This is a genomic window from Paenibacillus sp. ov031 (assembly GCF_900143165.1).
GTDB classification, from domain to species: Bacteria; Bacillota; Bacilli; order Paenibacillales; family Paenibacillaceae; genus Paenibacillus; species Paenibacillus marchantiae.
The window spans coordinates 1,826,775-1,851,346 of the sequence record NZ_FRDO01000001.1; the positions used below are offsets into that span (position 1 = coordinate 1,826,775).

The following is a 24,572-nucleotide window of genomic DNA, read 5'->3' on the forward strand; positions in this document are numbered from 1 at the left end:
AAGCACCTCCAAAGTTTGATCTCACTATATGAAAGCCCTTTCATTTGAATAATTTAATTATAAATTTACATCTCTATGGAAACTATATTCGAATTATAGCTCTTTCCGAGAAAAGCTCAGGTTTTCTTGTACTCGTTAGGAGACATGCCCATACGTTTCTCAAATTGCTTTAAAAAATGATGGTAATTGGCGTATCCAATCTTTTCCGAGATCTCGCTATTTTTGTACTGATTCATCTGTAGCAACCGACATGCCTCCTCAACCCTCAGGTTATGAAGCAGTTCATTGAAGCCGATTCCATTTTTGCGTATCAATAGTTGTCCCAAGTAGGCCGGATGCAGGAAGAAACGTTCCGATAGCAACTTAATAGTCAATCCCTCCTGGTAATGCGTATGAATATAATCGTTGATTTCCTGTACAATACCTTGCGCTTCGAAGACGCTCTCTTTAAGCAAAAACTCAAAGCAGACTCTTCCACACGAATGCAGCATGCCGATCAAATCATCAAGGGTTAACAGTGCTTCATCCAGTTCCGGAATTTCGAACATACGGTAATTCTCTGAATCTTCTGCCATTTGCGCCCTCATGTAAGCACGAATTTCATGAAGAAGGTAAATCACAAATTTTCGGGCTTCATCCGGGTGGACCCGCATCTGTCGAAAGGATTGCTCAATAAACTCCACAGCGGACTGGTAGTTGGCGTAATCAATGAGCTGAAGTGCTCCCAGTACTCGCTCGATCAGTTCAACCTGTTGGTTATGCCTTTGAAAATCGTGGTTCTGGATATCGGCATAATCCATTATGCTGTTCTCTTCCGCTTCATAAAAAGCGTGCAGCAACGCCTTCTCTGCTGTTATGCGGGAGTTGCTGATGTGATGAAGAGAGGATTCGGTTGAGCCAATCGCCATATATGTACGAAAGCCCGCCAGACGGCGAGCCAGTGTTTCTAATTGTTTTCTAAAATTTCCGCTCGTTCTCTGAGGTCCGGGGGAAACATCGCCAAACACAATGGATACAAGAGCATTTCGCATACGAATGATATAGAGGACATCCCGTCCGTTCAGAATCTCTGAAGCAAGACTGCTCCACCGGCCAAACTCTTTCTCCGATACCTGAACCAGGCATACAATCCAGGATTCAGCTGACTGGGAAAGGGACTGCATCAATTGAGTACCCTCAGCAGACAGCACTTTGCCTAATAAAGCCTGCTTCATCGTCAACATTTCCTGCTCTCTCAATGCAATCTGCCCAATATAAAGCTGCTCTTGCTCCTTCATCAGTTCCATGCCCATCATGCGAATCTCGGACTCCGCCTGTTCCTCATCCAATGGTTTTAACAGATAACCGGAAACTTTGAATTTAAGCGCTTTTCGCGCAAACTCGAAATCGCTGTACCCCGTAAGAATAATGAACTTGGTCGACCAGTTTCCTCTACGTCGCCATTCTTCAATCATCTCTAGCCCATTCATAATTGGCATTTGAATATCAACCATGACAAGATCCGGCTGTAACTCTTCCATTCGTTCCAACCCTTCCGCACCGTTGCCACACATAGCGCATACCTCAAAGCCAAGACTTTCCCATGGAATCCACAGCTGCAAGCCCTCTAGCGCCCATGGCTCGTCATCAATCAGCAGCGCTCTAAATGCCATTGTCCTTACCTCCTTCTTCACCCTGATGATCTAACAGTTGCAATGGAATTTCGAAGGAGACCTCTGTCCCTTCTCCTATTCTGCTCACCAAGTTAAAATCCACTTTATCGTCATAATACAATTCAAGACGGCGATATACGTTACGTATGCCAATGTTACTCCCTCCGCTCTCCTCCTTGCTCCGCATATGATACAGAACCTCTTGCAGCCGTTCCTTATCCATGCCCTTACCATTATCGGATACAACGACGCGCAGGCGTTCGCTCACAACTTCCGCTTTAATCTTCACATACCCTAACCCCTCAATAGCCTGAATTCCATGTTTGCAAGCATTCTCGGCCAACTGCTGGATACTCATTTTTGGAATTCTATACTGCCTCGCCTCTTCGCTAATATCAATGTAATATTCAAACTTGTCTCGAAAACGGAACTTCTCGATCCCCAGATACATGACCGTAAAACTCATTTCCTCTTCCAGCGTGACCACATCGTCCTTCCAATTCAACAAGCGGCGAAGCAACTTGGATAGGTCCTTGATAATGTCTTTGACATCCGCATAATTGTTTTTGGTGCTAACCACCAGTAGCGCATTGAGCGTATTAAATAAAAAATGAGGATTCATCTGGCTTTGCAGCAAATTCAGTTCAGCGCGAATGCGCTCAGCCTCCTGGCTCCGTTGCTGAATTTCAAGCTTGTACACATTATTGATCAAGGAATGGATCTGAGCGGTCATCATATTGAAATTACGAATCAGATGACCTATCTCATCCTGTCCCCCATCAATGTTGATCAGATCAAATTTCTCGTTCCCCACCTTTTGCATATGTCTGGACAGACGTTTCACTCGATAATTGTATGAGCGCAGCATGACATAGATGAAGATGGAGGTAACCAAAGTAATGATACCAGCGAGCATGCCGAAATAAAGCTTCATGGAGAGCATCGCTTGTTTGACACGTGTTTCCTGAGGTACGCCAATGAGCTTCCAACCTTTCACATAGCTGGCCTTGCCAATCGGTACGATATGTAGGTCCTTGTCCGCCGCCTTGCTCGTATCAAATAACGCATAATCACTATCTACCTCACCCTGATACTTGTCATCTGTGGACACGATAATCTGATTCTTCGCGTTGACCAGATACAGGTCCAGCGAGCTTTTCTCTCTCGCAATAACGTCATAGAATCGATTAAGGTAAAAATCAATGCGCACTAACTTCTCGTAAGAGTTGTCTGCGTTATAATAGTCCATTTTTTCAATCACGCTAAAATACGACGAGGTCGCCGCGCGATCATTCGCTGCCTGATCGCGATAAGCGAGTACACTTAGTGATTCCCCTGCTGCTTCCCATTGTCTGAACCAGGCACTGGCGTTCATTGAGCTGTCCAGATAATAATAATCCCCTCCAGACACAATCGTTGGATTATCTGTGTAGATGCCGATCCGCTGGATTTGATTGTTCACGGGAATATAGGAAGTCACTCGATGGCGAAGCTGTTCATCGAATGTATTGTAGAAATCCAATTGGTCTTTGTATACACGATCCATGGATTCGGACAACAGCTTGTCCGTGATTAAGGCGTGACTGACAGCGATCCCCCCGTCAATCATGGTGTGAATGTCCTTTCTCGCCCGCTCCAGCGATATTTGCAGATTCTGCTCTTCCCGCTCCTTAATTAGCCCCGACATACGATCCATGAACAAATAATTGCTTGCTATGATCGGAAGCAAAATACCGATAACATAGATCAGCATAAACTTGTAGTTCAAAGGAATATCGTTCACGATGCCGCGAAATCGAAATTTCTTAAACATGTCTTCCATCGCCATCCTTCATTCATTACTTGTCGAGTCCCAATCTATGGTTGTTTTCGATACGCGGAGGGAGCCATCCCAGTCATTCGCTTGAACTGACTTACAAAATAGTCGGCATTAGGATATCCTGAATGGACCGCAACTTCGGCTATGCTACAACAGCTCTGACGTAACAGTCTCTTCGCCTCCTCGATCCGTTTATCATTCAGATATTCCCGAAAAGACTTGCCAGTCTGCTGTCTGAAGGCTTGCCCCAGATAGTTGGCATTCATATGAAATTTCTGTGCAATCTCCTGGAGCTGCAGCTTCTCCCGAAACTCATGGTTAACATATTGCACTACACGAAAAATCGTGCTGCATTCTTTTTCTTTCCGCTGCTCCTGTAGAGCTCTCAAAGCGTTGAGACTTAATATAAGTGCATATTCCCTAAATGCAGGAAAGGAATCAATGTCAGATAAATCGCCCAACATATGTTGTAACTGCAACACAAACCTGTCTACATTCCCATCCAGCTCCTTCATTTGCTTGAGAACTCCCATTTCAAGAGCAAGCAATTGTACCCGAACATATTCTATATCCGACACAGACAGCCCTGAATCTGGACTCGCAAGCAACTCGTGTACCTCTCTCTCCAACCCATTCTCTTCACCCGTTAAAATGGTTTTAAACAGGTTACTCAACGCTTTTTGATTTACAACCGCCATGTTACTATGCCGTGGCAAATCTTGATCTCGAATAATGCCGCTTTCTTTTTGATAACGCTTCCATTTCAAAGCAGATAACGCTTTTTCAAATGCTGACCGCATAGCGACTACTCCACCTGAGTGATATCCAAATGCCACAATAATTGATCCATGACCGGAGTAAATCTCAAACAAAGTTCTCCCTAGCCTCTCAAGCCAACTCAGAGAATCTTCAATTACAGCAGCAAACACACCCATTCTTCCTTCAGCATCCATAAAAAATTCGTAGTGATGAGCGCTAGCAAAACGCTGTACCTGTGACTTTATGTCTTCATTGCAAATATCCGTTTCAATTAAAAGACAGGCCATATTCTCATGACCCTCCATTTGCAATATACTTTCCACTTCGGCTTGCAGTTCGCTGCTATCCTCCCCCTGAAACAGACGGTTGAACAAGCAATTTACATATAAAGTACGCTCGTGTTGATGCAATTTCTCTGCGACAAGCTCGTTCTGAATTTTACGACTCATCTGTTCTAATACGTTTTCAATCTCAACCTCATCAATGGGTTTGAGTAAATAATCCTCCACACGCTGTTCCAGCGCTGTTTTCGCATAATCAAAGCTATCGTATCCGCTTAATATGACAAATCGCGGCGGTTTGGCTAGTTTTTGTATCGAGCGGTCAATCAGTTCAAGTCCGCTCACTGAAGGCATATGAATATCTGTAAACACCAGGTCTGGCCGAAGGTTCTCAATAATGGACCAAGCAGCGTTCCCGTTCTCAGCCTCTCCACAAATTTGAAAACCGTATTTGTTCCAATCTACCATTGTCCGCAGACCTTCCAGTACCCATGGCTCATCATCCACTAACAAAACATTCATCATTCTTGTTTCCCCCCGTTAATAGTGATGAATAATCTGCGTTTACCTTGGACAAAACATGGATCATTGTACTTTGGAAAATGTTTACCTATAGCTTTATGTACCACATTCGACGGTTATTCTGGTTCAATTCTGTCATTGTTCACCTTGAATTTGCGACTTTTATATAATCATAACATCCGAGCAAAGAATGCCAATACTTCAAACCAATATACAATAATTTTTAAAGAAAGTACTTTAATTTGAACAGTAACTCTGCTTGTATACACTCCCTGACAACTGATTTAATGTCTATGAGCAAGGATATTGATCAACTTACCAAATGGATCACGGACATAGAATCGACGAACTCCCCAAGGCTCATCCGTAAGTTCATATTCTATTGTATAACCCGCGCTTTTCATGCGTTCGTACACTACATCGACATCATCAACTTCAATCGAAAGGTCAGGTGTAGGTGTATTGGAGCCACCTTGTGTGGCGATACTTATTTGAACGTTCTCCTCTCCAAGTAATCCGTATGTTTCAATCCAACCATGATTCATCAATAAATCAAGTTCAAGCACATCCTGGTAAAAGCTTTTTGCTGCTGGAACGTTTTGTGTATTAATATTGGTGACAATTCGTTTCACCCTCATTTTCAGAACCTCGATTCAATTAGTATATTCCCCCAACGAGGAATCCTCGCCCTTATTTTACATTATCATCTAGTACCACGTTATTCAATCGACAAAAAGACCAACCAAGGGATTCTGGCTAGCCTGATAATACAAAAGTGGGATGCATCCCTTATGAAATTATAAATTTGGTTAATAATAAGAAATTATTCAGGTGAAAACCTATGGGAGTGATTCGATGCTGGGGAATGTCATTTTTGGTATGGTTATCCCCATCTTAATCGGTGGATGGATTCTACGTAGAAACGTCAACATCCTCTTAGCTTATTATCCGCTGGGAGTAGCCACCTCTTCTTGTTTAAACAGTGCGGGCTTCAATTTTTTCTGGAATATCCTTCCCAATACCCGTAACCAATCATATGCGGGGCTCCCTTTCGACTTAGGTATATACCCTATTGCTGGATGCCTCATGATATACATGATTCTTGAAAAAAATACGAAGTCGTGGCTAGCAATCTTAATAACCTCTTTTACATTAACGCTGATCGAATGGTTGGCTAAAGAAATGGGTAGAGTTCTTTATTTTAATGGCTGGAATATCTATTGGACTTTCTTTTCTTATTTTCTTCCTTTAGTCGTGGTGTACGGATATAGTAAAGTATTCACTCTGATGTACAACGTTTCTGATAAGAGGAGAACATAAAGTTTGGTTCTTTCCAACATAACAATTATTGCGATGAAAGAATATATCGATTCCATTTCTGTTGCCAGGGGATATCGTCCCAGAAAGGATGATGCGGCGCACAGTTAGAGCATAGAGTCATTCCCCAGAAGCCAAGAGCCATTCCTTTACGCAGCGCGTACTCTGCAATGAATTTCCCAACAGGCCCCTCTTCGAATCCCGCTAACAGCGGCGTATAACCAACATATCCTTCCCCAATAACGACCGGCAAGCCAGAATGAGCCGCCCATTCGTGAGCTTCCTCGAAGCGCATATCTGCCTTTTGCAGCATAGCCAGCTTATGTTTACTATAATTGTCGTATAAAAAAAGATCCCATTTATCCGGCTCCACCCAGTCATGCAGATAGAGCAGCCTTAACCCTACCGGATTACCTTCCATTCTCCATTCTTGGTCGCGCGGTAGCGTATACTCTTCAAATGGAGGCGCATCCTCCCGCAGGAGCGATTGGACAAATGAGCCGGGAAAAGGCGCCTGCTCATCATCAATTCCAGCCGCTTCGGTTAATTCATTCAATACCCCTTTGATATAGAGATGGAAATGTGCAACCTGTAAATTTCCCGCTACATAGGATTTGGGATAGGCTTCATTTAGTGTATAGCTTGCTGTCATCAAAATATCCGGGTGGACACTTCTAAGATAACCTACGGCCTCTTCAATATAAGGCTGCATGGCTTCCACCAGTGCTGGTACATTGGACGGGGCAATGCCTCGAGCGGTTCCAATCTCGGTCAGTTGCCCGAACTCCACCTCATTATGCAGCTCCGCGTAGACGATCTGCTTGTCGTATCCTTCCGCTTTTATATACCGGATAAGCTGATCCATGGATCTCGCAATAGCCATAAACCGCTCCTCCGGAGCTATGGCAGCCAGTTCATCGCGCAACCCGGGAAATGCCAGGAAGCTGGGGCTCTGCTGATATTCCCAAGAAGACAGGATGATATAACAGCCATGGGCCTTGGCCTGTCTGAACAACTCCAGTAAATGCGCATGTCCATCCAGCTCGGCGCCGCCCCGGCAGTTATACCAGCGTGTCCGCTGCCCGATCTCTCCAAGGCTACCGAAGTGTAACGGACCCGGCCGCTTGCCTTCCGCCGTGAACAATAAAAAGGGCATCGCACAGATTCGGATCGTATTGTAGCCCCTCTCCACTGCTTCCTTAAATCTCGCCTCAAGGTCGCTATAGGGTTCTCCCGGTAAGGTCATGGTGTACCAGGAAAAATCCCACATCGTGATGGTCAGTTTGCGCGGCAACTCCCTACGCCCTACATCCATTATCATTACACCTTCCTTTTTGTTTGTAGCAATACAGGTTTATTCTCTATAATACAGCCAATGGACAATATCTCTACATCTCTTTGATGATGGAGCATTAAGGTTGAAATCCTTCGCCCAGTCGTTGGGAATACCGTCTATGAACCATTGCCCCTTGATGATTAGGCTCCATTTCCAGAGCCAACTCAAGTTCGGTTCCGGCCTCTTTGTCACGGCCAAGCCCCAGAAGTCCCAATCCCCTCATGTACCGGCAATGGATTACATTTCGCCGGTTCAGATCATCCTCAAATACTAGGAAATCCGGCAAGGATACCGCAAAATAATCCATTTTGATATCGTCAAAAATATGCTTTTCAGCATAATCAATCAGTTTATTAAAACGGCGCTTAGCTTCCTTCCCGTTACGGAGCTTTAACCAGGCCAACCCTTGGTAAAAAATCATTTCTGGCGGCTGATCGTTGTAGAACAACGCACTTGTCGGCTCGGCTAGACCCTGTGAAGCTATGGTATAACTAGCGATAGCTTCTGTTTCCCGCTGCAGACCTTCGTAAGCCATGCCTAGATAATAATAAATATTATTCTCCTGAGTTCCTTCCAACTTACCTTCTCCCAGATTCAACGGATAGACTAATGCTTGTTGTAAATGCTGAACTGCTGCTTCATAATGACCGTTTTGCAGCGCTTGTTTACCAAGCTCGGTATGAGCCAACTTATATTGCCCAGTCACTTTCCCTTCTCCACCTTCCCACGGATGGAAATTGCGCAGAGACAAGGCAGCGATTGCCTCTTGATAACGTTCAAGATTGTTTAGCAGGGATACGTATTCCACATACAGATCATCTCGCTTCTCGACCAGATCTCGCCGCTCTTCAAGGAACTGGAGGCGTTTGTCTGTTGACCACGCAAGCTTCTTACGCAGCTGATCCAGTTCAAAGAAAATACGACCATCATCCGGTGCATAAGCAAAGGCCTGTTCAAGCGAAGCTAGGGCCGCTTGCGGATTGTTCTGTTTGTTGTAATAGGCCAGCCCCAAGTTGCGGTGTACCGTCGGAAAATCATCCCGCAGTTCGCGGGATTTCTCCCAGCTCGCAATCGCCTCGATAGGTCGTTTTTTGTCATAATAAAAGTTTCCGAGGTAGTAATGAGCCTTGTCGTCCTTCGGGTTAGCATGAACTGCACTTACCAGCAGCTCAAGTTCAAACAACGTGTTCGGGAAACAATAGGTTGGATTGGCCAATTGTCCCTTACGACGTGCTTCTTGAGCATGTTCATGTTGTCCGATACGTTTATATAATTCAGCCAGTGCATAATGCAGCATCGGATAGACTGAATTTTCCGGGTCCACTATTCTTTTCCCTACTGCAATGGCTTCTTCATAGAAACCGCTGTCCATATAATCTGCGATGACATTCAGATAGTTGTGGGCGTCATCTCTCATCAATTGCTGTAATTCAGTCAGAATACCTTGTGCAGCATCCTTGTCTCCCATAGCTGTATGAGCCAAAGCCAACTCATTATAAGCTCCAAAATCCGCAACATCCAATTCAAGGGTTTCAAGCGCATAGGCCTTTGCATTATCAATCAGACCAAGCTTGCGCAGCAGTGCGGCTTTCAGATTACGTGCTTTGTAGTTTCGTGAATTGCGGATGAGTGAACGTTCGATCTGCTCCAGTGCCTCGGTGTACTGGCCTTTCAGGCTGGAAATCTGAGCAAGAGAGAAGTACCCAGCATCCTGCCACGCTGCCGACCAGACCGATTTGTGGAAAGCAGTAAACGCTTCATCCAAACGGCCTTGGCCACGAAGTGCTCTTCCCAGCTGGTAGTAGGCCTCGCTCTCATATGGGTTCGGATTACGCCAGGTCAACCGCTCAATAGATTTACGGAAATACTGCTCGCTGTCTATGTATAATCCACGACGAAGTAGTAACGTTCCATAAGCTACATTTAACCGGATATCTCCGTTATCCCGCTTCAATCCTTCCAGATAGTACGCTTCAGGCTCAAACGTAGTATGCCGATATTGCTCCAGATGCTTGCCTGCCAGATACAGTTCTTCGGTCGAACGCAGTTCTTCTGGTGCTGCCAGTGGTTTAGCAGCTTCAGGAATCTGTTCAATATCTGGACGTTTCGGTTGATAGGAAATCAGCACTCTGCCTTCCCTATTTCGAACCAAAAGCTTCAGATCATGCTCCTGCTCCCCGCTCTCCAGCGGAATAACCTTCTGATATACATCTACAGGGGACAATTCAACCGTTTCCTGCAAATACCGGGTTGCCGCCCCACTCAACTCCACAACGGCATGTTCGAGTTTAGATGTTGCATATACCTTGATCACTGCCTCTCCGGCTTCAGCATCAACTTCCAGATTGATGGCTGCTTCGATGGAGGCATTTTTTACGACACCGATGTTTTTGTAAGGCATGAAATACTGGGTAAAGGTCTTCTCCTCGTAGGGCTGTAGCCAAGTGAAGTCGGGCTGATTGTCTGTGTACACTCCAGTCATAAGTTCAATGTATGGGCCATCTTCATCCGTCAATTGACGGTCCCACGCCTGACCGAACTCCCCATTCCCCCAAGTCCATTGTTTCTTGCCGGGAGAAATATGATGATTCGCCACATGCAGCAATCCGGCCTCTACGCCGTGATCATATGCGCCGACGAAATTATAATCGGATTTATAAGCCATGTACGAAGTCGGAACCGGGATGTTCTTATACCGGGAAATATCAACGCCTTCCGAGTAATCCTGTTTGTAATAAGTTCCGGTAGCAATAGGAAAACGGGAGACATCCCTTTTGCCATGATCGAATACAGCCGTTACGTCTGGTGGAAACACGGATTGTGTATATTCATTAACTGCTACGGCCGGATTTGCCCACCACAGAAAGGTCTGTGGCTCAGGTGTCCGGTTGTATAATTGAGCCTGGATCTCCAAATAGGCTTTATCCGGATAGAGTTTGAAGGCTGCAGTGACTTTTGTACCGTACATCCGGTCAATCTCACTAACCCATACTGTAGCACTGCCATCGCCAGTTACTTCGTATTTGTATTCAACCGGACCAAATGTATTAGGACGGTGATGCTGCGGCCAGTTAAATTCAATTCCTCCGGAGATCCAAGGACCAGCAAGGCCCACCAGTGCAGGCTTAATGACGCGGTTATAATAAACAAAATCATAATTGTTCGTTTTATCAAGCGCACGATAGATTCTACCGCCGATTTCCGGCATGATCTCCATACGGATATATTGATTCTCCAGAATAACCAATTTGTAATTTTTATCATGCTTCACATCCGAGATACTCTCGATCACTGGATGCGGATACACACGACCGGTGCTTCCCTGATAGACTCTTTTCTCCAGAAACATCGGATTTGGGTCAGCTTCACCCGCCTCATATGTAGGTATCAACACGCTTGTCTCCCACACTTGTACCTGACTGGATCCGGTTGGATCCGCCTCCAGCTTGTGATCCACAGCCTCATGCTTCATGTTAGAACTGCCTCCCTTGTCTTGATAGTTATACTGTATATTCTGGCAAGGAAGGTTCCAATTGACGAAATGCGGGAAGTGATGGATTATATTCTTATTCGGATTATGAATTACGGGGGTAACTGGAATGAGTCCTGACCACATACGCAAGCGTGAAGGATTTGCAGAGGAGAAGCTATATGTACTTCCTGAATACTGGATGAAAGAACTGGAACAAGAAGAACTAACCTCTACCTTATTTATTACGGACATCGGCTATTTCCCCAACGCTCACTATCATTTCAGGGAGCGTCTGGAGGGCAGCCCCTCGCATATTTTCATCTTTTGCGAAGCGGGAGAAGGATGGGTTGAGTTGAATCAAGGAGAGCGATTAATCATGCAGCAAGGAGATATGATGATAATCCCACCCGAAACTGCACATCGTTACGGGGCAATGCAGGAGAATCCATGGAGTATCTACTGGTTTCATTTCAAAGGCAGCCATTCGAATCGATTGGTGAAGATGTTTGGTTTATCTAACGCCACACTCGCTTTATCCCCAAGCGGCAAGGCCCGTTTAATGGAATGGTTCCTACCTACCTATGAAATGCTGGCCGAGCGGACATATGCCCTGACTACCCATGTACATGTGGCCCAAACTACTAGACAGTTGCTCTCCGGGATTGGCTTAAATGCCGTCAAATCGGCACAAGAGAAGAAACGTGAAACTTATCTGGAACAGGCCATTCAATACATGAATGTACATATGAGTGGCTCTATTTCTCTTACGGAGTTGGCTAATCATGTCGGGGTGTCGAAACAGCATCTGATCTTTCTGTTTAAATCTGAAACGGGCGTCGCTCCGATCGAATATTTTCTACAGCTCAAAATTCAGCGGGCAGGTCATCTTCTGGATCTTACCGAATTGAGTATTAAGGAAGTCAGCTATGCAGTGGGCATTAGTGATCCCTATTATTTCTCCAGGCTCTTCAAGAAGATATCGGGATTCTCCCCTTCCAGCTACCGGAAGATCCCGAAAGGCTAGCCTTTCAAAAGTTCTTTGCCGTCTTTCCTTCATTACCATAATAAAAAACCGTTGAGTCTTTAAATTAAAGATCAACGGTTTTTTATATCTAATAGGATCAATCCCTCATATTCTCAATTAAAAGTTAGCATCAGACTGAGCATGCTGAGGTGTGTGATGCGATATTTTTTTAACGAGTAGGAAATACGTAAGAATCGCAACGAGACTGGTCATTAATAAAGTGAGTCCAAGTGGGACGGCAGTGTCTTCACCTGCGATACCAACCAGAGGAGCAACCAGCGCGCCTAAAAGGAAAGGAACAACTCCGAGTAGCGCTGCTGCACTTCCAGCCATCTTGGCTTGGCTCTCCATAGCAAGCGGAAATGCTGCAGTAGACGTAATACCTATGGAGCAAACAAAGAAGAACAATGGAATGACCAATGCGAACAGCGGGCCATGAACTATGGTTACCACCAAAGCTGCAACGCTTGCCGCTAGAGCAAGCCACAGTCCAGATAATAGAAGAGTCTGCTCAGGTATACGTTGTGCTAACCGACCCACAATTTGGGAACCGATGATCAAGCTGATCCCGTTCGAAGCAAACAATATAGCAAATACAGTTGGTGTGACTCCATAAATATTTTGGTAAATAAATGGTGTTCCTGCTACATATGCAAATACCCCAGCCGTCATGATTCCCTGTGCAAGCATATAGCCGACAAACTTGCGGTCACGTAGTAGCGTTCTGTAATTGCCCAACTGTTGTTTGAAGTTGGGAGCCATACGTCGTTCAGGTGGGTTAGACTCCTTCAAGCCCCACTTTGTCATTATTAATAAGAAAACGCCCAAAAATGAGAGTGAGATAAACACTCCAATCCATGTCGTGAATGAAAGAATGCCACTTCCAGCGATCGGTGCTGCCAAAGGCCCTAAATTCCCTACAAGCAACAGCAAAGAGAAGAATTTAGTGAGTTCATGTCCACTGTACAGGTCTCTAGCTATCGCGCGAGAAATAACAATTCCTGCTGAAGCCGCAAACCCTTGAGTGAACCGAAACAAAATCAATAGTCCGATATTAGGAGCAAAAGCGCACGCCAAGGAGCAAATAATATAGGCTGCCATGGAGATTAACAACGGTTTACGTCTACCGTGAGCATCACTCAAAGGACCCATAACGAGCTGCCCCACACCTAGACCTAATAAACAAGCAGTAAGACTAAACTGAACAAGTGATGCACTTGTATTGAAATTCTTTGCAATCTCAGGAAAAGCCGGTAAATACATATCAATAGTAAATGGGCCTAATGTTGAAAACAAACCCAGCAACAATGCCAGGCCAAATACATTCCAATTATTACTCTTTATCATTGTTGATTAAATCTCCAATTCATTACGTAATTTAGTTTATTTGAATCGTCATTACAATCCATTTAGCGTTACCTATCCCCCGTTCACACCCCACGTCTTATTGATCCTAACAAATTGTAACTGCCCTACTCCAGAAAAGCCACTTATTTTTCTTTCCTATTCGGAGTATAGGACATAGAGTTAACTGTAAGTCAATAGTTCGTTTAAAAGCAATCATAAAACCCCCTACTAGAGCAAATTATAGTTTTGCTCTAGTAAGGGGTTTTTAGACTATTAATGTAACTCGTGTTCCGCATTAGTATATCAATGCATCAGCCTTGCAGTTTCCTAAGGATTTAGTGCACAATGAGCACTGGGCATTTCGATAACTGTGAAACCTTGTGGCTGACACTTCCAAGCATCATTTCTTTTATGCCACTTAGCCCCCGGCTACCAATAATAATAAGTTGCTGCTCAGTATCCTTAGCATATTTTAATATTTCATGTGCAGGATCTCCCTTAAGATGAACTGTTTCTGAGTTAATCCCCGCAGATTTTAATTTGGATTTGGCGCGTTGCAACTGTTCCAGACTCGCTTTCTTCATTTCGTTCAATATTTCTTCCAAGAAATTCTCTGGTAAATAGGTCATACCACTCGATACATATTCCTGGCTAACATTAACCAAGGTAACTTGGCTTTGTTTGTCTCGGGCTATTTCAACGGTTGCATTGAGAAGTTTGTTCGTTATTCCAGCTTGATCAATTGCCACAATAATTTTGTCAAACATAGTTATCGTCCTTTCCGTGGCAGCTCGTAACGACTTCCGCTACCTACAAAACGGTTTCTTGCTGCTCCCATTCCGGCTAACAAAAGTAAGACCGAAGCGCCCAGCAGAATGAAAAGTGGCATATCCCAACTATTTGTCGCATCATGCAGATATCCAATAAGTGCAGGACCAATTGCGGCAAGAAGATATCCGATCGATTGCGCCATGCCAGACAATTCCGCTGCTTGATGCGCATTTTCAGTGCGTAACCCAAAAAACATCATGGATAAACTAAAGGCGAAACCTACACCAATTCCCAGTATTATGATCCACAATAATATAATATTGGAGCTTCCGTAAAGAAGCCCGAGTGTTCCCGTCAAAAGCAAAATGGTTGTGATAACCACTAACAAACGTTGGCTAGACATGCGCCCAGCAATAACAGGAACAATAAATGTAAATGGAAGCAGTGCTAACTGCATTATCGAGAGGTACCAACCTGATTGGGTTGAATCAATTCCTTGCTGCTTTAAAATTTCAGGTAACCATGCGATCAACACATAGAAAACCATGGACTGTATACCCATAAATAAGGTTACCTGCCATGCAAGAGGGGACCGCCAAACATTCAAATCGTTGCTGGCCCTCTGCTGACTGGTCGTGACTGTTTGCTTCGATTGATTTCTTAATTGGGGTAACCAACAGAGAATGGCTACAAAACTTAGAACCCCCCATATTCCTAATGCTCCCTGCCATTTTAGACCTGCGTTCACAGCTAGCGGTACACTGATTCCTGATGCAATGGCTCCACATAAACACATTGAAACGGAGTAAAGACCTGTCATAGAGCCAATTTTATTGGGGAAATCCCTTTTGATTATACTTGGCAATAATACATTACATATGGCAATTGCAAATCCTAGAATTACTGTTCCAATATACAGATTAGCTGCACCAGATAAAGAACGTATTACAATGCCAATTGTCAAAAAGATTAGGGCAAGCAAAATGATACGTTCAACCCCATACTTTCGGCCTAATTTCGGTACTAGAGGCGATAATAAAGCAAAGGCTAGCAAGGGTAAAGTCGTTATCAAGCCCGCTAATGTATTTGAAATATGAACGTCATCCCTTATTAGACTCACTAAAGGACCGACTGATGTTAAGGGAGTACGTAAATTAGCAGCAATAAAAATAATGCCGAGAATGATAAACCCTATAGAGGAAGGTAGGGCTTTTGTATTTTGATTGTTCAGCATTCTTCAATTCTCCTTCTGAAATCACAGGTATTATTTGTTCCCTGTTGATTGTAAAAATGGTGCAATAATTATCCGCGCGGACAACAAAAGTATATTATAGTATATCATTATTTACAATAAGTATTTTATAATATAATTAAATTGTCTAAAAAAACAAAAATACAACTCTGAATTCCGGTGATGGAATTCGGAGTTGTATTCATAAGTGGAATTTGCGACTTTTAGAAACCATACTTCAAGGCTATATGCAGCACGGTTTCACTATTCGTATGATTAGTATAAGAGTGAGGAGAATCAGCACGAAAACTAATCGTATCGTATTGATTCAAGATGTGAATCTCTCCATTGACTTGAATTTCAATGGATCCCGTCATTACGGTCGCAATTTCAGTTGTATTCACATGATGTCCTTCAGGATGGTAGGAGCTATTGGGCTGTAAGTAAGCCCGACACATTTCAATATCGCTGCTAGCGTTTTTAAAGACGGGTTCAATAACCCAATTTTTTTGTTCATTAGAAAACCGCAGTCCTTCGCCTGCTCGATACAAACTTACAGGGTCTTCTGATTTGAACAAAGCCAAGAGTGGTAAAGATATGCCTTTTGAGATTTTCCATATGATCGCCAAAGTTGGATTTGTCTCGCCACGTTCGATATTTCCCAGAGTAAGTTTGCTTACGCCTGTCAATTCCGCTAAGTCATCTAAGCTCATGTTGTTTTCTTTTCTGTACCTTTTCAAGGCAGCGCCAATTTGTAATACAAGTTGTTTGGATTCGTCGACTTCTTCCATTAGATATTCACCTCAACAAAAAAGCAGTTATAAGCTAGTATATCGTTTATCTAGATTCTTTTCCATACGATTAGAGTTCAGAAGAAGAAGGCGAGATTTCGGCCAATCATTTATTTGTGGATGCTAGCTGCGGAACACGGGTGCCGTCATCTATAAGAATCATATAGTCGAATTTCAAACACTTCTGCCCGATCGCCACCGTGCGTTTCCTTGATGATGACCCTAATCCGTTTTGATTGGATCGGATTCTCAAGGCGATGAATCTTTTTGCGAGTAAGGTTATGGCTATCAACAGCAAAACGTTCCCATTCCCCATTAATATATGCCTGCACCTCGTAGCTCTTAACCAACTCGGGAATGATCAGAAACGGTGTCTCGTGATGATGCAAATTGATCAAATCCTCATTAACATCGTCATTAAAGGTAAGGTGGATTTCCTGAATATCCACTGGTTCTGGAAGGTTGACTTCAATCCATTCTTCACGGCCATTAGCGATGGGTTCCGATACCCACAGCTGTGGACCGCCAAACGGGCGGACATAGCCGTTGATGACTTTATCAGGTGAATAAGCGCCAGTCTCAACTGCAAAACAGAATGGCTTTCGGACAAGTCGCTTCATCGACCATTCGATAATGGGCTGATTCGGCTGATGATCCTCCAGATCAGAGCTGACTATTGGCTTAACTCCCCGCTCAAACGCGAGGACACCGCTGATCGGGACAGCTGATGTATAGAGACTGACTGCTTCATTCGCACGAACAATGATAAATACATTACAAGGATCGCCTCCAAACATTGCACTGTCTGCAAGCACATCCAACCATTGATTTTCACCTGCATCGACCTGGATATGCAAAGCTTGCTTGAAGTTTGCCGGTACATAATTCTCATGGCGACCGGTATCCCATAGTTCTATAGTGAGACTTGTAGCCTCACGGGCAGAGACCAACAGCCTAAATCCTTCAATTCCCCCATCGGTCGGGAACAGCCATCCAACGTCAGCGAGCAGCAGGTACTCTTCGGAAGGTTCGTTGATCAAAATTCGGGTCATCGTGCTTGAAGCCGTGATGATCCCCTTTCTCGCAATGTCAGCAGAATCCATATTTCTCAGTCCTATAATTGAGGCATCGGTCCGTAACATCGTTTGCTGCAATTCGGTTAAATGCTCCTCACGCAGCTCACGAGGCGTGATGCCTTTGATTACCGATAAGGCAGCGCCTACACCTGCCGCTTCTCCCATTACCGCACAAGTTGCCATGACGCGGGTTGTTCCGAATGCAACATGCGATGCACTGATATTACGTCCCGCAAACAGCAGATTGCTGACATTGCGGGAGTACAGACATCCAAACGGAATATGATAAATGCCATCCGCATGCAGATGTTTGGAGCCGCTCTCGCTTGCATACATCCCTTGTGGGGGATGCAGGTCGATGGACCAACCACCAAAGGCGACCCGGTCTTCGAATGGGCGTTGAGAGATAACATCGTTTTGCGTCAGAATCGTATCACCAAGGAAGCGGCGGTATTCGCGTTTGCCTGGAATCGATCCTACCCATTCCAGCGTCATCTCCTCGGCCTGAAACTTGCCGGAGTTCTTAATATAATCCCAGATGCCATAAATAACAGACCATAACTCATCCCGAATCTGCTCATTCTCATGTACTGTATCCAGCTCGCCGCCCCATTCAATCCACCAGTAATGACAGCCAGAATCTCCACTGCGGATCACACGCTTTAGCGGAATTGGGGTTGTCGTAATGTCTTTAGCAAACGATGGAGCTACAAACCGTACCGGTTTTCCGGTATCTTTCGTATAGAACAACAGTGTGCTGCCAAGCGTAATATCATCAGCAACTTCCGGTGCCCATTCTTCCCCGAACTCATGACGGGCTTCACGGCCAATCCGGTATGCTGCTCCAGCGAGAAATCCGACGAGTCCGTCACCTGTACAGTCAAGAAAGATCTTACTTTCAAACGTAATCTCACGCTCGGAGCCCATCATCCAGCCTTTCACGTTACGAATTATCCTTGCATCCTTCTCACCGTCTGCTTCTACTTCTCTAACATCCGTATTCATAAATAGAGTCAGATTAGGTTCGGCTCTTACCGCCTCCAGCAAAGTAACGTCCCACAAATAGGGGTTGCCTTCCGGATTCCGTTGTTGATTTTGAATGAATAATTCACCCATAATGCCGGTCTCCCGGGCGTAACGGTTCACGCCATGCCCCGTTGCACCGCATACCCATACACGTACCTCGGAGCTGGAATTGCCGCCAAGTACAGGACGATTATGCACGAGGGCAACCTTTTGACCTAATCTTGCCGCTGCAATAGCGGCACAAATCCCGGAAAGTCCTCCGCCAATGACCGTAACATCGAATAATAGTTTCTCGCGTCTCATTAATTATATAAGCCTCCTTTGAATTAGCCTTTTACAGCTGAACTGGATACACCTTGAATAATATATTTCTGACCAAGCAGAAAGATTAAAATCATAGGGATAATCGCTGCGGAAGAAGCTGCCATCATTCCGTTATAATCAACGTTGTTTTCCAAAACGAAATTTTGTAGACCAAGCGGAATCGTATAAAGCTTTGGACTCTGCAGGAAAACCAGAGCATTCTCATAATCATTCCACTGCCAGGAAAAATCGATAATCGCAAACGTTGCAAGCGCTGGTTTGGCTAACGGTAACACAAGCTTGAAGAAAATTCGAAAATGACCCGCACCATCGAGTAATGCAGATTCTGTAATCTCGTTCGGTATACTGAGAAAGAATTGACGGAGCATAAATACGCCAAATATCGAGAACATGGCTGGCAGAATTAATGCCCAATGCGTGTTATAAATATGAAGCCAGTTAAACAGGATAAACTTCGGAACAAAAACGACTTGAGGAGGAATCATCATCATGGATAGATACACGATGAAGAGGGTATTACGTCCTTTAAATTCCGTACGGGCGAAGCCATAAGCAGCAAAGGCCGACAAAAAAACGGCACCTGCTGTACCAATCACGGCAATCTTAATTGAGTTCAAATAATAAGGGAGAAAGTTATAGTTTCCCGTCCAGATTCGCTTATGGCTGGTCCAGTCCAGCTTCGAAGGAAGCCATTGGCGGAATACCTCACTAGGGGTCTGGAAGGAAGTACTGAGCATCCATAAAAAAGGGACAATCATAAACAACCCTGCAATCAGCATAAGGATCGTGACAGAAAGCTTAACCGAGCGTGTCTTCGTTATTCTAAACATAGAGCCAGCTCCTCTCTAGTAATGGACCCAGCGTTTTTGGCCGACCCATTGGATAATGGTAATGACAAGAATAACCGCAAACAGGAACCAGGAAATGGTTGACGCATAGCCCATCTCATAATAGCTAAATGCCGTTTTGTAGACGAACAGCGACAGAATCGTAGTGCTTCCGCTTGGGCCGCCGCCCGTAATCGCTTGGATGAGAGAGAAGGATTTGACCGTCATAATCAGCCCCGTAATCAATAGCATAAATGTCGTTGGACTAACAAGCGGCCATACAATCCTCCATGTAATAGTTGCTTTCCCTGCACCGTCAATACGTGCCGCTTCAAGTTGCTCAGTCGAAATCTCCTGCAGGGCTGCCAAATAGATAATCATGTTGTAACCTAACATAAACCAGATTTGCACGACGTCAATGGCATACATCGCCGAACTTGAATCGGCGAACCAACCCGGAGGCGATACAATGCCGATAAAGCGAAGTACTTCATTAATTGGCCCCTGGGACGGCTGGAACAGCAGCATCCATACAAAAGCAACAGCAACACCGCTTGAGATATATGGCAGGAAGAACATGCCTCTAAGCAATCCTTTCAAATACACGCTCCGGTTAAGCACAAGAGCAACGAGAAATGCAATTGCTAATGAGACCGGAACGGACATCAGGAATATGATCGTATATTTGATTGAAGCATAGAACTGATCATCACCAAAAAGGCGTTGGATATTATCTAATCCGGTGAACGTCCAATTGGGATTGGCGAATTGATAGTCCGTGAACATCATAAAGAAGGAGTACAAGGCAGGCAGAATAAAAAATGCCAGGATACCGAGCATATTAGGCAAAATAAAAACGTAGCCTACCCAGCCTTGTTTCCGAATCCAGCTGTTCCTTTTCACAGAAAACGCCGCCTTTCTTCTCGTATGAAACTTTTTAAATACAGCAAAGAGAGAAGACGGAAGCGAAGAATCCTTCTTCTCTCTTAAGGATATTGTCAATATTCGATTATTTGATTATTTGATATATTCCTGATGGCGTTTGGCCATATTCTTAAGCGTTGTATCGATATCCTGCTCATTCAGGAAGTATTTCTCATATTCTTCCTTGCGGGCATCCAGCGCTTGCTGCGGTACATTCAGCTGGAATGATGGGAACTCACCGAACACAACGCTATTCATCGACTCTGTATCGTATTTGTCTTCAACACCTTTGAGCAGCAGGTCCATCGCCTGCTTGTTATCAACGCTCTTCGAGGATGGAAGGCGCCCTCCACTTGCCATCGGCAACATTCCGCCGTCCGCATACCACTTTGCGAACTTCCATGCCGCATCCTGATGTTTGGATTTTGCGTTAACGGAGAGCATATCACCTAAACCACCAGCATACTTATAATCCTTCTGATCGGCAGATACTTTCGGAATTGTAGCGAATGCGATTTTGAAGTCATGTGGAAAATCCTTCAGGTTATTGGCGTTGCGGAAAATAAATTCTCCTGCGGCTAACATAGCTGCTTCCCCTTTGAGGAACATTGTGTCTACCGGCATCTTGCTTGTTACTTGTTCTCCATATTCGGGCGTCGATTTGTCCACAAACATCATGTCATGCACGATTTGAAGCTGCTTTTTCCAAAGATCATTATTAAAGTTAGATGTTCCTTCCGGCGTGGTTACCCCAAGACCCGCTATGGTACCGTCAATTGCGGCGGTAAAGGCAGCATCATGCTGCATAAGACCGTACACATTTGATTTTGTTAGCGCTTTCGCATATTCTCTCAAGTCATCCCATGTCCAATCAACGGGAGGAATCGGAAGACCGGCTTCATCCAGCATGCTTTTGTTAAGCCAGATGAATAACATGTTTTTCTTTGTCGGAATGCCATAATACTTATCCCCGATTTTCCATTGAGCGGCGTCTACCCCCATTTGCTCGTCGATGTTGTAATCTGTTCGGCTGCTCAGATCCAAAGCGACTCCTGCATCAACACGTTTCTGTAAACGGTTAAGCGTGTAGTTGACGAACAAGTCTGCGTCCTGACCCGTCATGAGCGCCGTATCCAGCTTTAGGTTACCGGGGTCATCATTTACATAACGGAAGTACTCGACCTGAATGTCGGGATTTTCTTTGTTCCAGCTGTCAATCACTTCTTGAGGTCCAGCCTCGGCAGGAACAGCTCCCCAAAGCGTGAGGTTGATGGTCTCACCGGCATTTTGATTTGCCGATCCTGCACTCGCTCCCTCGTTGTTAGCCCCTCCGCACGCGCTGAGCATCGAAGCTGTCAAAGTCGTAATCAAAGCTGCCTTTAACCAATTTCTATATTTCATTTACAGTCCCCCTTATCGAGTTGATAAGCTGCATGCTACGTCTTTAACTTTATCACCAGCCTGACATTGGGGGTATGAACGGTGTTTGGATATTCATAGAACGATTTTTTGTTCTTTCCGGTATTCGTTCGGGGTCAACCCACACCACCGCTTGAATATTTTAATGAAATAATTGTCGTTCTCGAAGCCTACCAACCTGCCAACTTCACTCACCGTTTTCTCCGTCTCTGTCAGCAGCATTTTCGCTGCTTGAACGCGGCGGTTCTGAATAAAATGCGTCATCGTGATCCCCATCTTTTTCTTAAATAAGTCACTGACATAACTGGCATCCATGCGAACATATTCAGCCAATCTCTTTAATGTCACATCCTCGGCGAAATGCTCCTCAATGTAGGTAATCATGCGGTTCAGCTCTGGATGATCTGTTGGTTCTTGGGTAGTCTTATCCGGGAACCATTTATCTGCCAAGCGAAGCTTATCCATTCTTGTCAGCTCTCCGGCTACTTTGTCCATGGTTTGCTTCAGTTCCTTCAAATCCAGAGAAAGTTTCATCAAATAACCTGAAGCCCCGTATTCCAATGCTTGTCTGGCATACTCGAATTCACTTACTGCCGTCAACATAACGAATCGGCATTCATGTCCTTCCTTTCTCGTGAGCTGGAGTAAACGGATGCCATCCATTAGCGGCATGAAAATGTCGGAAATGACAACATCAGGCTGCAGTTCCCGAATCAACTGCAAACCTTCCTCGCCATTTACCGCCTCACCGATAATTTCAAACGGAATATTCGCCTTTGTAAACAATTTGCGCAAGCTTGCTCTTGCGTACTGTTCATCTTCAACGATCAATGTGCGCCACAATGGTGCTCCCCTCCTTCAAATAGGGTTTGGATAACAATAATGGGAAATGCATGATGACCTGCGTCCCTTCGTCCGTCGACTCTATCCGAAGTCCTGTTGGCTGGTTCTTAAACATAAGCTCCAAACTCTCGCGAAGGTTCTGTACACCAATGCTTTTTCGTTTCCGGTAGGACTGATTCGCCTGGGATTTTTTCATTCCTATGCCATTATCCGCGACCTCCAAAATAAGCAGAGAGTGGTGGCTTGATGCACGAATGTCGATCTGCCCCTCAAGCTGTGTTTGTCCAAACCCGTGAATCAATGAATTTTCTACCAGCGGCTGTAGACAAAATTTCGGAATCAACGCATACTCCAGATCTCTGGAAACTTCATAGTGGAGCTCGATGCCATGTCCAAACCGTTTCCGTTGGATATCCATATAGGATTCAATTAGCACAATTTCCTCCTTCAGAAGAATAAGATCAACCTCCAAATTCAGCGTAGTTTCTAATATTTTTCCTAGCGATACACAAATCTCGTAAATCTCATCTTCATCCTTATCCAGTGCAATGCTCTTGATTGTATTCAGCGTATTCAGCAAAAAATGAGGGTTCATCTGACCAAGCAACACCTGAAATCGGACAAACTGCTTTTGCCGCTCCTCAAGCTTTAACTGTTCCAATAGATTATTGATGTCTGCGATCATGAAATTGAAGCTTCGGGTTAGGGCCAGCAATTCACCTTTACCTTGTTCCGGCAGCTTTGTCTTCAAATTCAATTTTACGGTTGTCTCCATCTTTCGTTGAAGATGCTTTAAAGGACCGGTAACGGTTGAGGAAATGAAGTAAGTCAGCAACACAAACAGCAGCAGGATGGCCCCATATACGGTATAGAACCTCAGCTTCTGTTTGTTCACTTCTTCAAATAACAAGGACAAGGGAATCTTTTTCACAAGATAACCGTCAAGCTCTTGAATTTTGTTATAGGTATACATCATATGATTGTTCACAATGGATTGGGAGGAGGTATCCTGTCCCTGGCTTTGACTTGCTGCTGTTATGGCAGATGACACGGTAGAGGGTATGTTCTGCCCCGACTTGGATTGGAGCATAATATTACCATATCCATCCATTAGAAAATAGGCTCCTTCGCTATCGCTGCCGAATGTATTTCCCTCCGTTTTTTCCTGAAACCATGCTTCATAATCGATACTAAAACGTCCATAAGCAAATGGTTTTAGTCCGTCGTCACGCAGCACTTCGTAAAGGCTCAGCATCCGATTTCCTTTTCTCTCACGAACGCCAGTCGTCAAATCATTGGATTTCCATACGTACCGTTGTCCCTCAGTCCTCTTCAGCTCCTGTACCCAAGGCTCGGAACTGATGTGGGCATAATTCAGAGAATTCTCTGGCGTATACGAAGTGTAAGCGTTTCCTTTTAAATCGATCAATGTGTAGAATACGGTAGCTCCTGTAAGGAAAAAGCTGTTTTCAATACTAGCGAATTTATTTTCCACAATCCGCTTTCGATGGATAGCATCATATAATTCCGGCTTCTGCATCACTTCCCGGAGGACAGAATCCTGATCCAGCAGCATCCCAGTCTTCATCACAAGACTCATCAAATCAATAAGATCGGCTTTGATGCCTTCGAGTTGCTTGACGTTAATGTCCGAAGCATCCCGCTGGAGCATAACTTCCGTTTCTCGGAAGTTGTAGAGAACTAATATGGCTATAGGCGTCAGGAGGAATAACAGAAACGAAAATAGTATTCGGTGTTTAAACGTGCCTGGCGTTATTCGTCGCAGCCATCTGGTCAACATGATTATTGCT

18 protein-coding genes are annotated in these 24,572 nt (G+C 44.5%); 2 read left to right on the forward strand and 16 right to left on the reverse strand.

Features of this window, described 5'->3' with window-relative positions:
* Window positions 1-116: 116 nt before the first annotated feature.
* From BUA17_RS07710 to BUA17_RS07725, 4 genes are all read right to left on the reverse strand, one after another.
* On the reverse strand, window positions 117-1,652 hold the full coding sequence (locus BUA17_RS07710; RefSeq protein WP_072733136.1) for a response regulator transcription factor: 1,536 nt from the start codon (window positions 1,650-1,652) through the stop codon (window positions 117-119).
* Entirely contained in the window at window positions 1,642-3,465 is a 1,824-nt protein-coding gene (locus BUA17_RS07715) for a sensor histidine kinase (RefSeq protein ID WP_063563958.1), read from the reverse strand. The genes BUA17_RS07710 and BUA17_RS07715 overlap by 11 nt, the downstream gene beginning before the upstream one ends.
* Before the next feature lie 44 nt (window positions 3,466-3,509).
* A complete protein-coding gene (locus BUA17_RS07720; protein ID WP_072733137.1) occupies window positions 3,510-5,036 on the reverse strand; it encodes a response regulator transcription factor in 1,527 nt (508 codons plus the stop codon).
* Window positions 5,037-5,317: 281 nt separating this feature from the next.
* Window positions 5,318-5,671 (reverse strand): VOC family protein, encoded by a 354-nt coding sequence (locus BUA17_RS07725; RefSeq protein ID WP_063563652.1) that lies wholly within the window; start codon window positions 5,669-5,671, stop codon window positions 5,318-5,320.
* A gap of 217 nt (window positions 5,672-5,888) precedes the next feature.
* Between BUA17_RS07725 and BUA17_RS07730 the strand changes: the two genes are divergently transcribed.
* Window positions 5,889-6,353 (forward strand): CBO0543 family protein, encoded by a 465-nt coding sequence (locus BUA17_RS07730; RefSeq protein WP_063563651.1) that lies wholly within the window; start codon window positions 5,889-5,891, stop codon window positions 6,351-6,353.
* Between the two features lie 25 nt (window positions 6,354-6,378).
* On the opposite strand, the gene BUA17_RS07735 is transcribed toward BUA17_RS07730, so the two are convergent.
* Together BUA17_RS07735 and BUA17_RS07740 are read right to left on the reverse strand one after the other, a co-directional pair.
* Window positions 6,379-7,665: a cellulase-like family protein gene (locus BUA17_RS07735; RefSeq protein ID WP_063563650.1), complete on the reverse strand. Its 1,287-nt coding sequence runs from the start codon at window positions 7,663-7,665 to the stop codon at window positions 6,379-6,381.
* 97 nt (window positions 7,666-7,762) lie between these two features.
* Window positions 7,763-11,158 carry a DUF5107 domain-containing protein gene (locus BUA17_RS07740; RefSeq protein ID WP_072733138.1) on the reverse strand — a complete coding sequence of 1,132 codons (3,396 nt, stop codon included), beginning with the start codon at window positions 11,156-11,158 and terminating at the stop codon, window positions 7,763-7,765.
* A gap of 127 nt (window positions 11,159-11,285) precedes the next feature.
* Between BUA17_RS07740 and BUA17_RS07745 the strand changes: the two genes are divergently transcribed.
* Window positions 11,286-12,182: an AraC family transcriptional regulator gene (locus BUA17_RS07745; protein WP_063563648.1), complete on the forward strand. Its 897-nt coding sequence runs from the start codon at window positions 11,286-11,288 to the stop codon at window positions 12,180-12,182.
* A gap of 117 nt (window positions 12,183-12,299) precedes the next feature.
* Here BUA17_RS07745 and BUA17_RS07750 read toward each other — a convergent pair whose 3' ends face one another.
* The 10 genes from BUA17_RS07750 to BUA17_RS07795 all read right to left on the reverse strand — a co-directional run bounded on the left by BUA17_RS07750 (window position 12,300) and on the right by BUA17_RS07795 (window position 24,562).
* Window positions 12,300-13,529 carry a multidrug effflux MFS transporter gene (locus tag BUA17_RS07750; RefSeq protein WP_063563647.1) on the reverse strand — a complete coding sequence of 410 codons (1,230 nt, stop codon included), beginning with the start codon at window positions 13,527-13,529 and terminating at the stop codon, window positions 12,300-12,302.
* 335 nt (window positions 13,530-13,864) lie between these two features.
* Window positions 13,865-14,296, reverse strand: a complete 432-nt coding sequence (locus tag BUA17_RS07755; protein WP_072733139.1) for a universal stress protein — start codon at window positions 14,294-14,296, stop codon at window positions 13,865-13,867.
* Between the two features lie 2 nt (window positions 14,297-14,298).
* Entirely contained in the window at window positions 14,299-15,534 is a 1,236-nt protein-coding gene (locus tag BUA17_RS07760) for a CynX/NimT family MFS transporter (RefSeq protein WP_063563646.1), read from the reverse strand.
* A 221-nt stretch (window positions 15,535-15,755) separates the two neighbouring features.
* Entirely contained in the window at window positions 15,756-16,322 is a 567-nt protein-coding gene (locus BUA17_RS07765; RefSeq protein WP_063563645.1) for a helix-turn-helix domain-containing protein, read from the reverse strand.
* Window positions 16,323-16,468: 146 nt separating this feature from the next.
* Window positions 16,469-18,727, reverse strand: coding sequence for an FAD-dependent oxidoreductase (locus BUA17_RS07770; RefSeq protein ID WP_072733140.1), 2,259 nt, complete (start codon window positions 18,725-18,727; stop codon window positions 16,469-16,471).
* 23 nt (window positions 18,728-18,750) lie between these two features.
* Window positions 18,751-19,578 (reverse strand): carbohydrate ABC transporter permease, encoded by an 828-nt coding sequence (locus BUA17_RS07775; RefSeq protein ID WP_083584613.1) that lies wholly within the window; start codon window positions 19,576-19,578, stop codon window positions 18,751-18,753.
* A 15-nt stretch (window positions 19,579-19,593) separates the two neighbouring features.
* Entirely contained in the window at window positions 19,594-20,478 is an 885-nt protein-coding gene (locus BUA17_RS07780; RefSeq protein ID WP_082935045.1) for a carbohydrate ABC transporter permease, read from the reverse strand.
* 114 nt (window positions 20,479-20,592) lie between these two features.
* Window positions 20,593-21,900, reverse strand: a complete 1,308-nt coding sequence (locus tag BUA17_RS07785) for an ABC transporter substrate-binding protein (protein ID WP_072733141.1) — start codon at window positions 21,898-21,900, stop codon at window positions 20,593-20,595.
* A 93-nt stretch (window positions 21,901-21,993) separates the two neighbouring features.
* On the reverse strand, window positions 21,994-22,761 hold the full coding sequence (locus BUA17_RS07790; RefSeq protein ID WP_063563642.1) for a response regulator transcription factor: 768 nt from the start codon (window positions 22,759-22,761) through the stop codon (window positions 21,994-21,996).
* Complete coding sequence (locus BUA17_RS07795; protein WP_072733142.1) at window positions 22,739-24,562, reverse strand: cache domain-containing sensor histidine kinase; 1,824 nt, start codon at window positions 24,560-24,562, stop codon at window positions 22,739-22,741. Before BUA17_RS07795 ends, BUA17_RS07790 begins: the two co-directional genes overlap by 23 nt.
* Between the last annotated feature and the right edge of the window lie 10 nt (window positions 24,563-24,572).

Excerpts from the sequence above, each read along its gene's own strand:
- BUA17_RS07710 (WP_072733136.1), bottom strand. The coding sequence starts at position 1,652 with ATGGCATTTAGAGCGCTGCTGATTGATGACGAGCCATGGGCGCTAGAG.
- BUA17_RS07715 (WP_063563958.1), bottom strand. The coding sequence starts at position 3,465 with ATGTTTAAGAAATTTCGATTTCGCGGCATCGTGAACGATATTCCTTTG.
- BUA17_RS07720 (WP_072733137.1), bottom strand. The coding sequence starts at position 5,036 with ATGATGAATGTTTTGTTAGTGGATGATGAGCCATGGGTACTGGAAGGT.
- BUA17_RS07725 (WP_063563652.1), bottom strand. The coding sequence starts at position 5,671 with ATGAGGGTGAAACGAATTGTCACCAATATTAATACACAAAACGTTCCA.
- BUA17_RS07730 (WP_063563651.1), top strand. The coding sequence starts at position 5,889 with ATGCTGGGGAATGTCATTTTTGGTATGGTTATCCCCATCTTAATCGGT.
- BUA17_RS07735 (WP_063563650.1), bottom strand. The coding sequence starts at position 7,665 with ATGGATGTAGGGCGTAGGGAGTTGCCGCGCAAACTGACCATCACGATG.
- BUA17_RS07740 (WP_072733138.1), bottom strand. The coding sequence starts at position 11,158 with ATGAAGCATGAGGCTGTGGATCACAAGCTGGAGGCGGATCCAACCGGA.
- BUA17_RS07745 (WP_063563648.1), top strand. The coding sequence starts at position 11,286 with ATGAGTCCTGACCACATACGCAAGCGTGAAGGATTTGCAGAGGAGAAG.
- BUA17_RS07750 (WP_063563647.1), bottom strand. The coding sequence starts at position 13,529 with ATGATAAAGAGTAATAATTGGAATGTATTTGGCCTGGCATTGTTGCTG.
- BUA17_RS07755 (WP_072733139.1), bottom strand. The coding sequence starts at position 14,296 with ATGTTTGACAAAATTATTGTGGCAATTGATCAAGCTGGAATAACGAAC.
- BUA17_RS07760 (WP_063563646.1), bottom strand. The coding sequence starts at position 15,534 with ATGCTGAACAATCAAAATACAAAAGCCCTACCTTCCTCTATAGGGTTT.
- BUA17_RS07765 (WP_063563645.1), bottom strand. The coding sequence starts at position 16,322 with ATGGAAGAAGTCGACGAATCCAAACAACTTGTATTACAAATTGGCGCT.
- BUA17_RS07770 (WP_072733140.1), bottom strand. The coding sequence starts at position 18,727 with ATGAGACGCGAGAAACTATTATTCGATGTTACGGTCATTGGCGGAGGA.
- BUA17_RS07775 (WP_083584613.1), bottom strand. The coding sequence starts at position 19,578 with ATGTTTAGAATAACGAAGACACGCTCGGTTAAGCTTTCTGTCACGATC.
- BUA17_RS07785 (WP_072733141.1), bottom strand. The coding sequence starts at position 21,900 with ATGAAATATAGAAATTGGTTAAAGGCAGCTTTGATTACGACTTTGACA.
- BUA17_RS07795 (WP_072733142.1), bottom strand. The coding sequence starts at position 24,562 with ATGTTGACCAGATGGCTGCGACGAATAACGCCAGGCACGTTTAAACAC.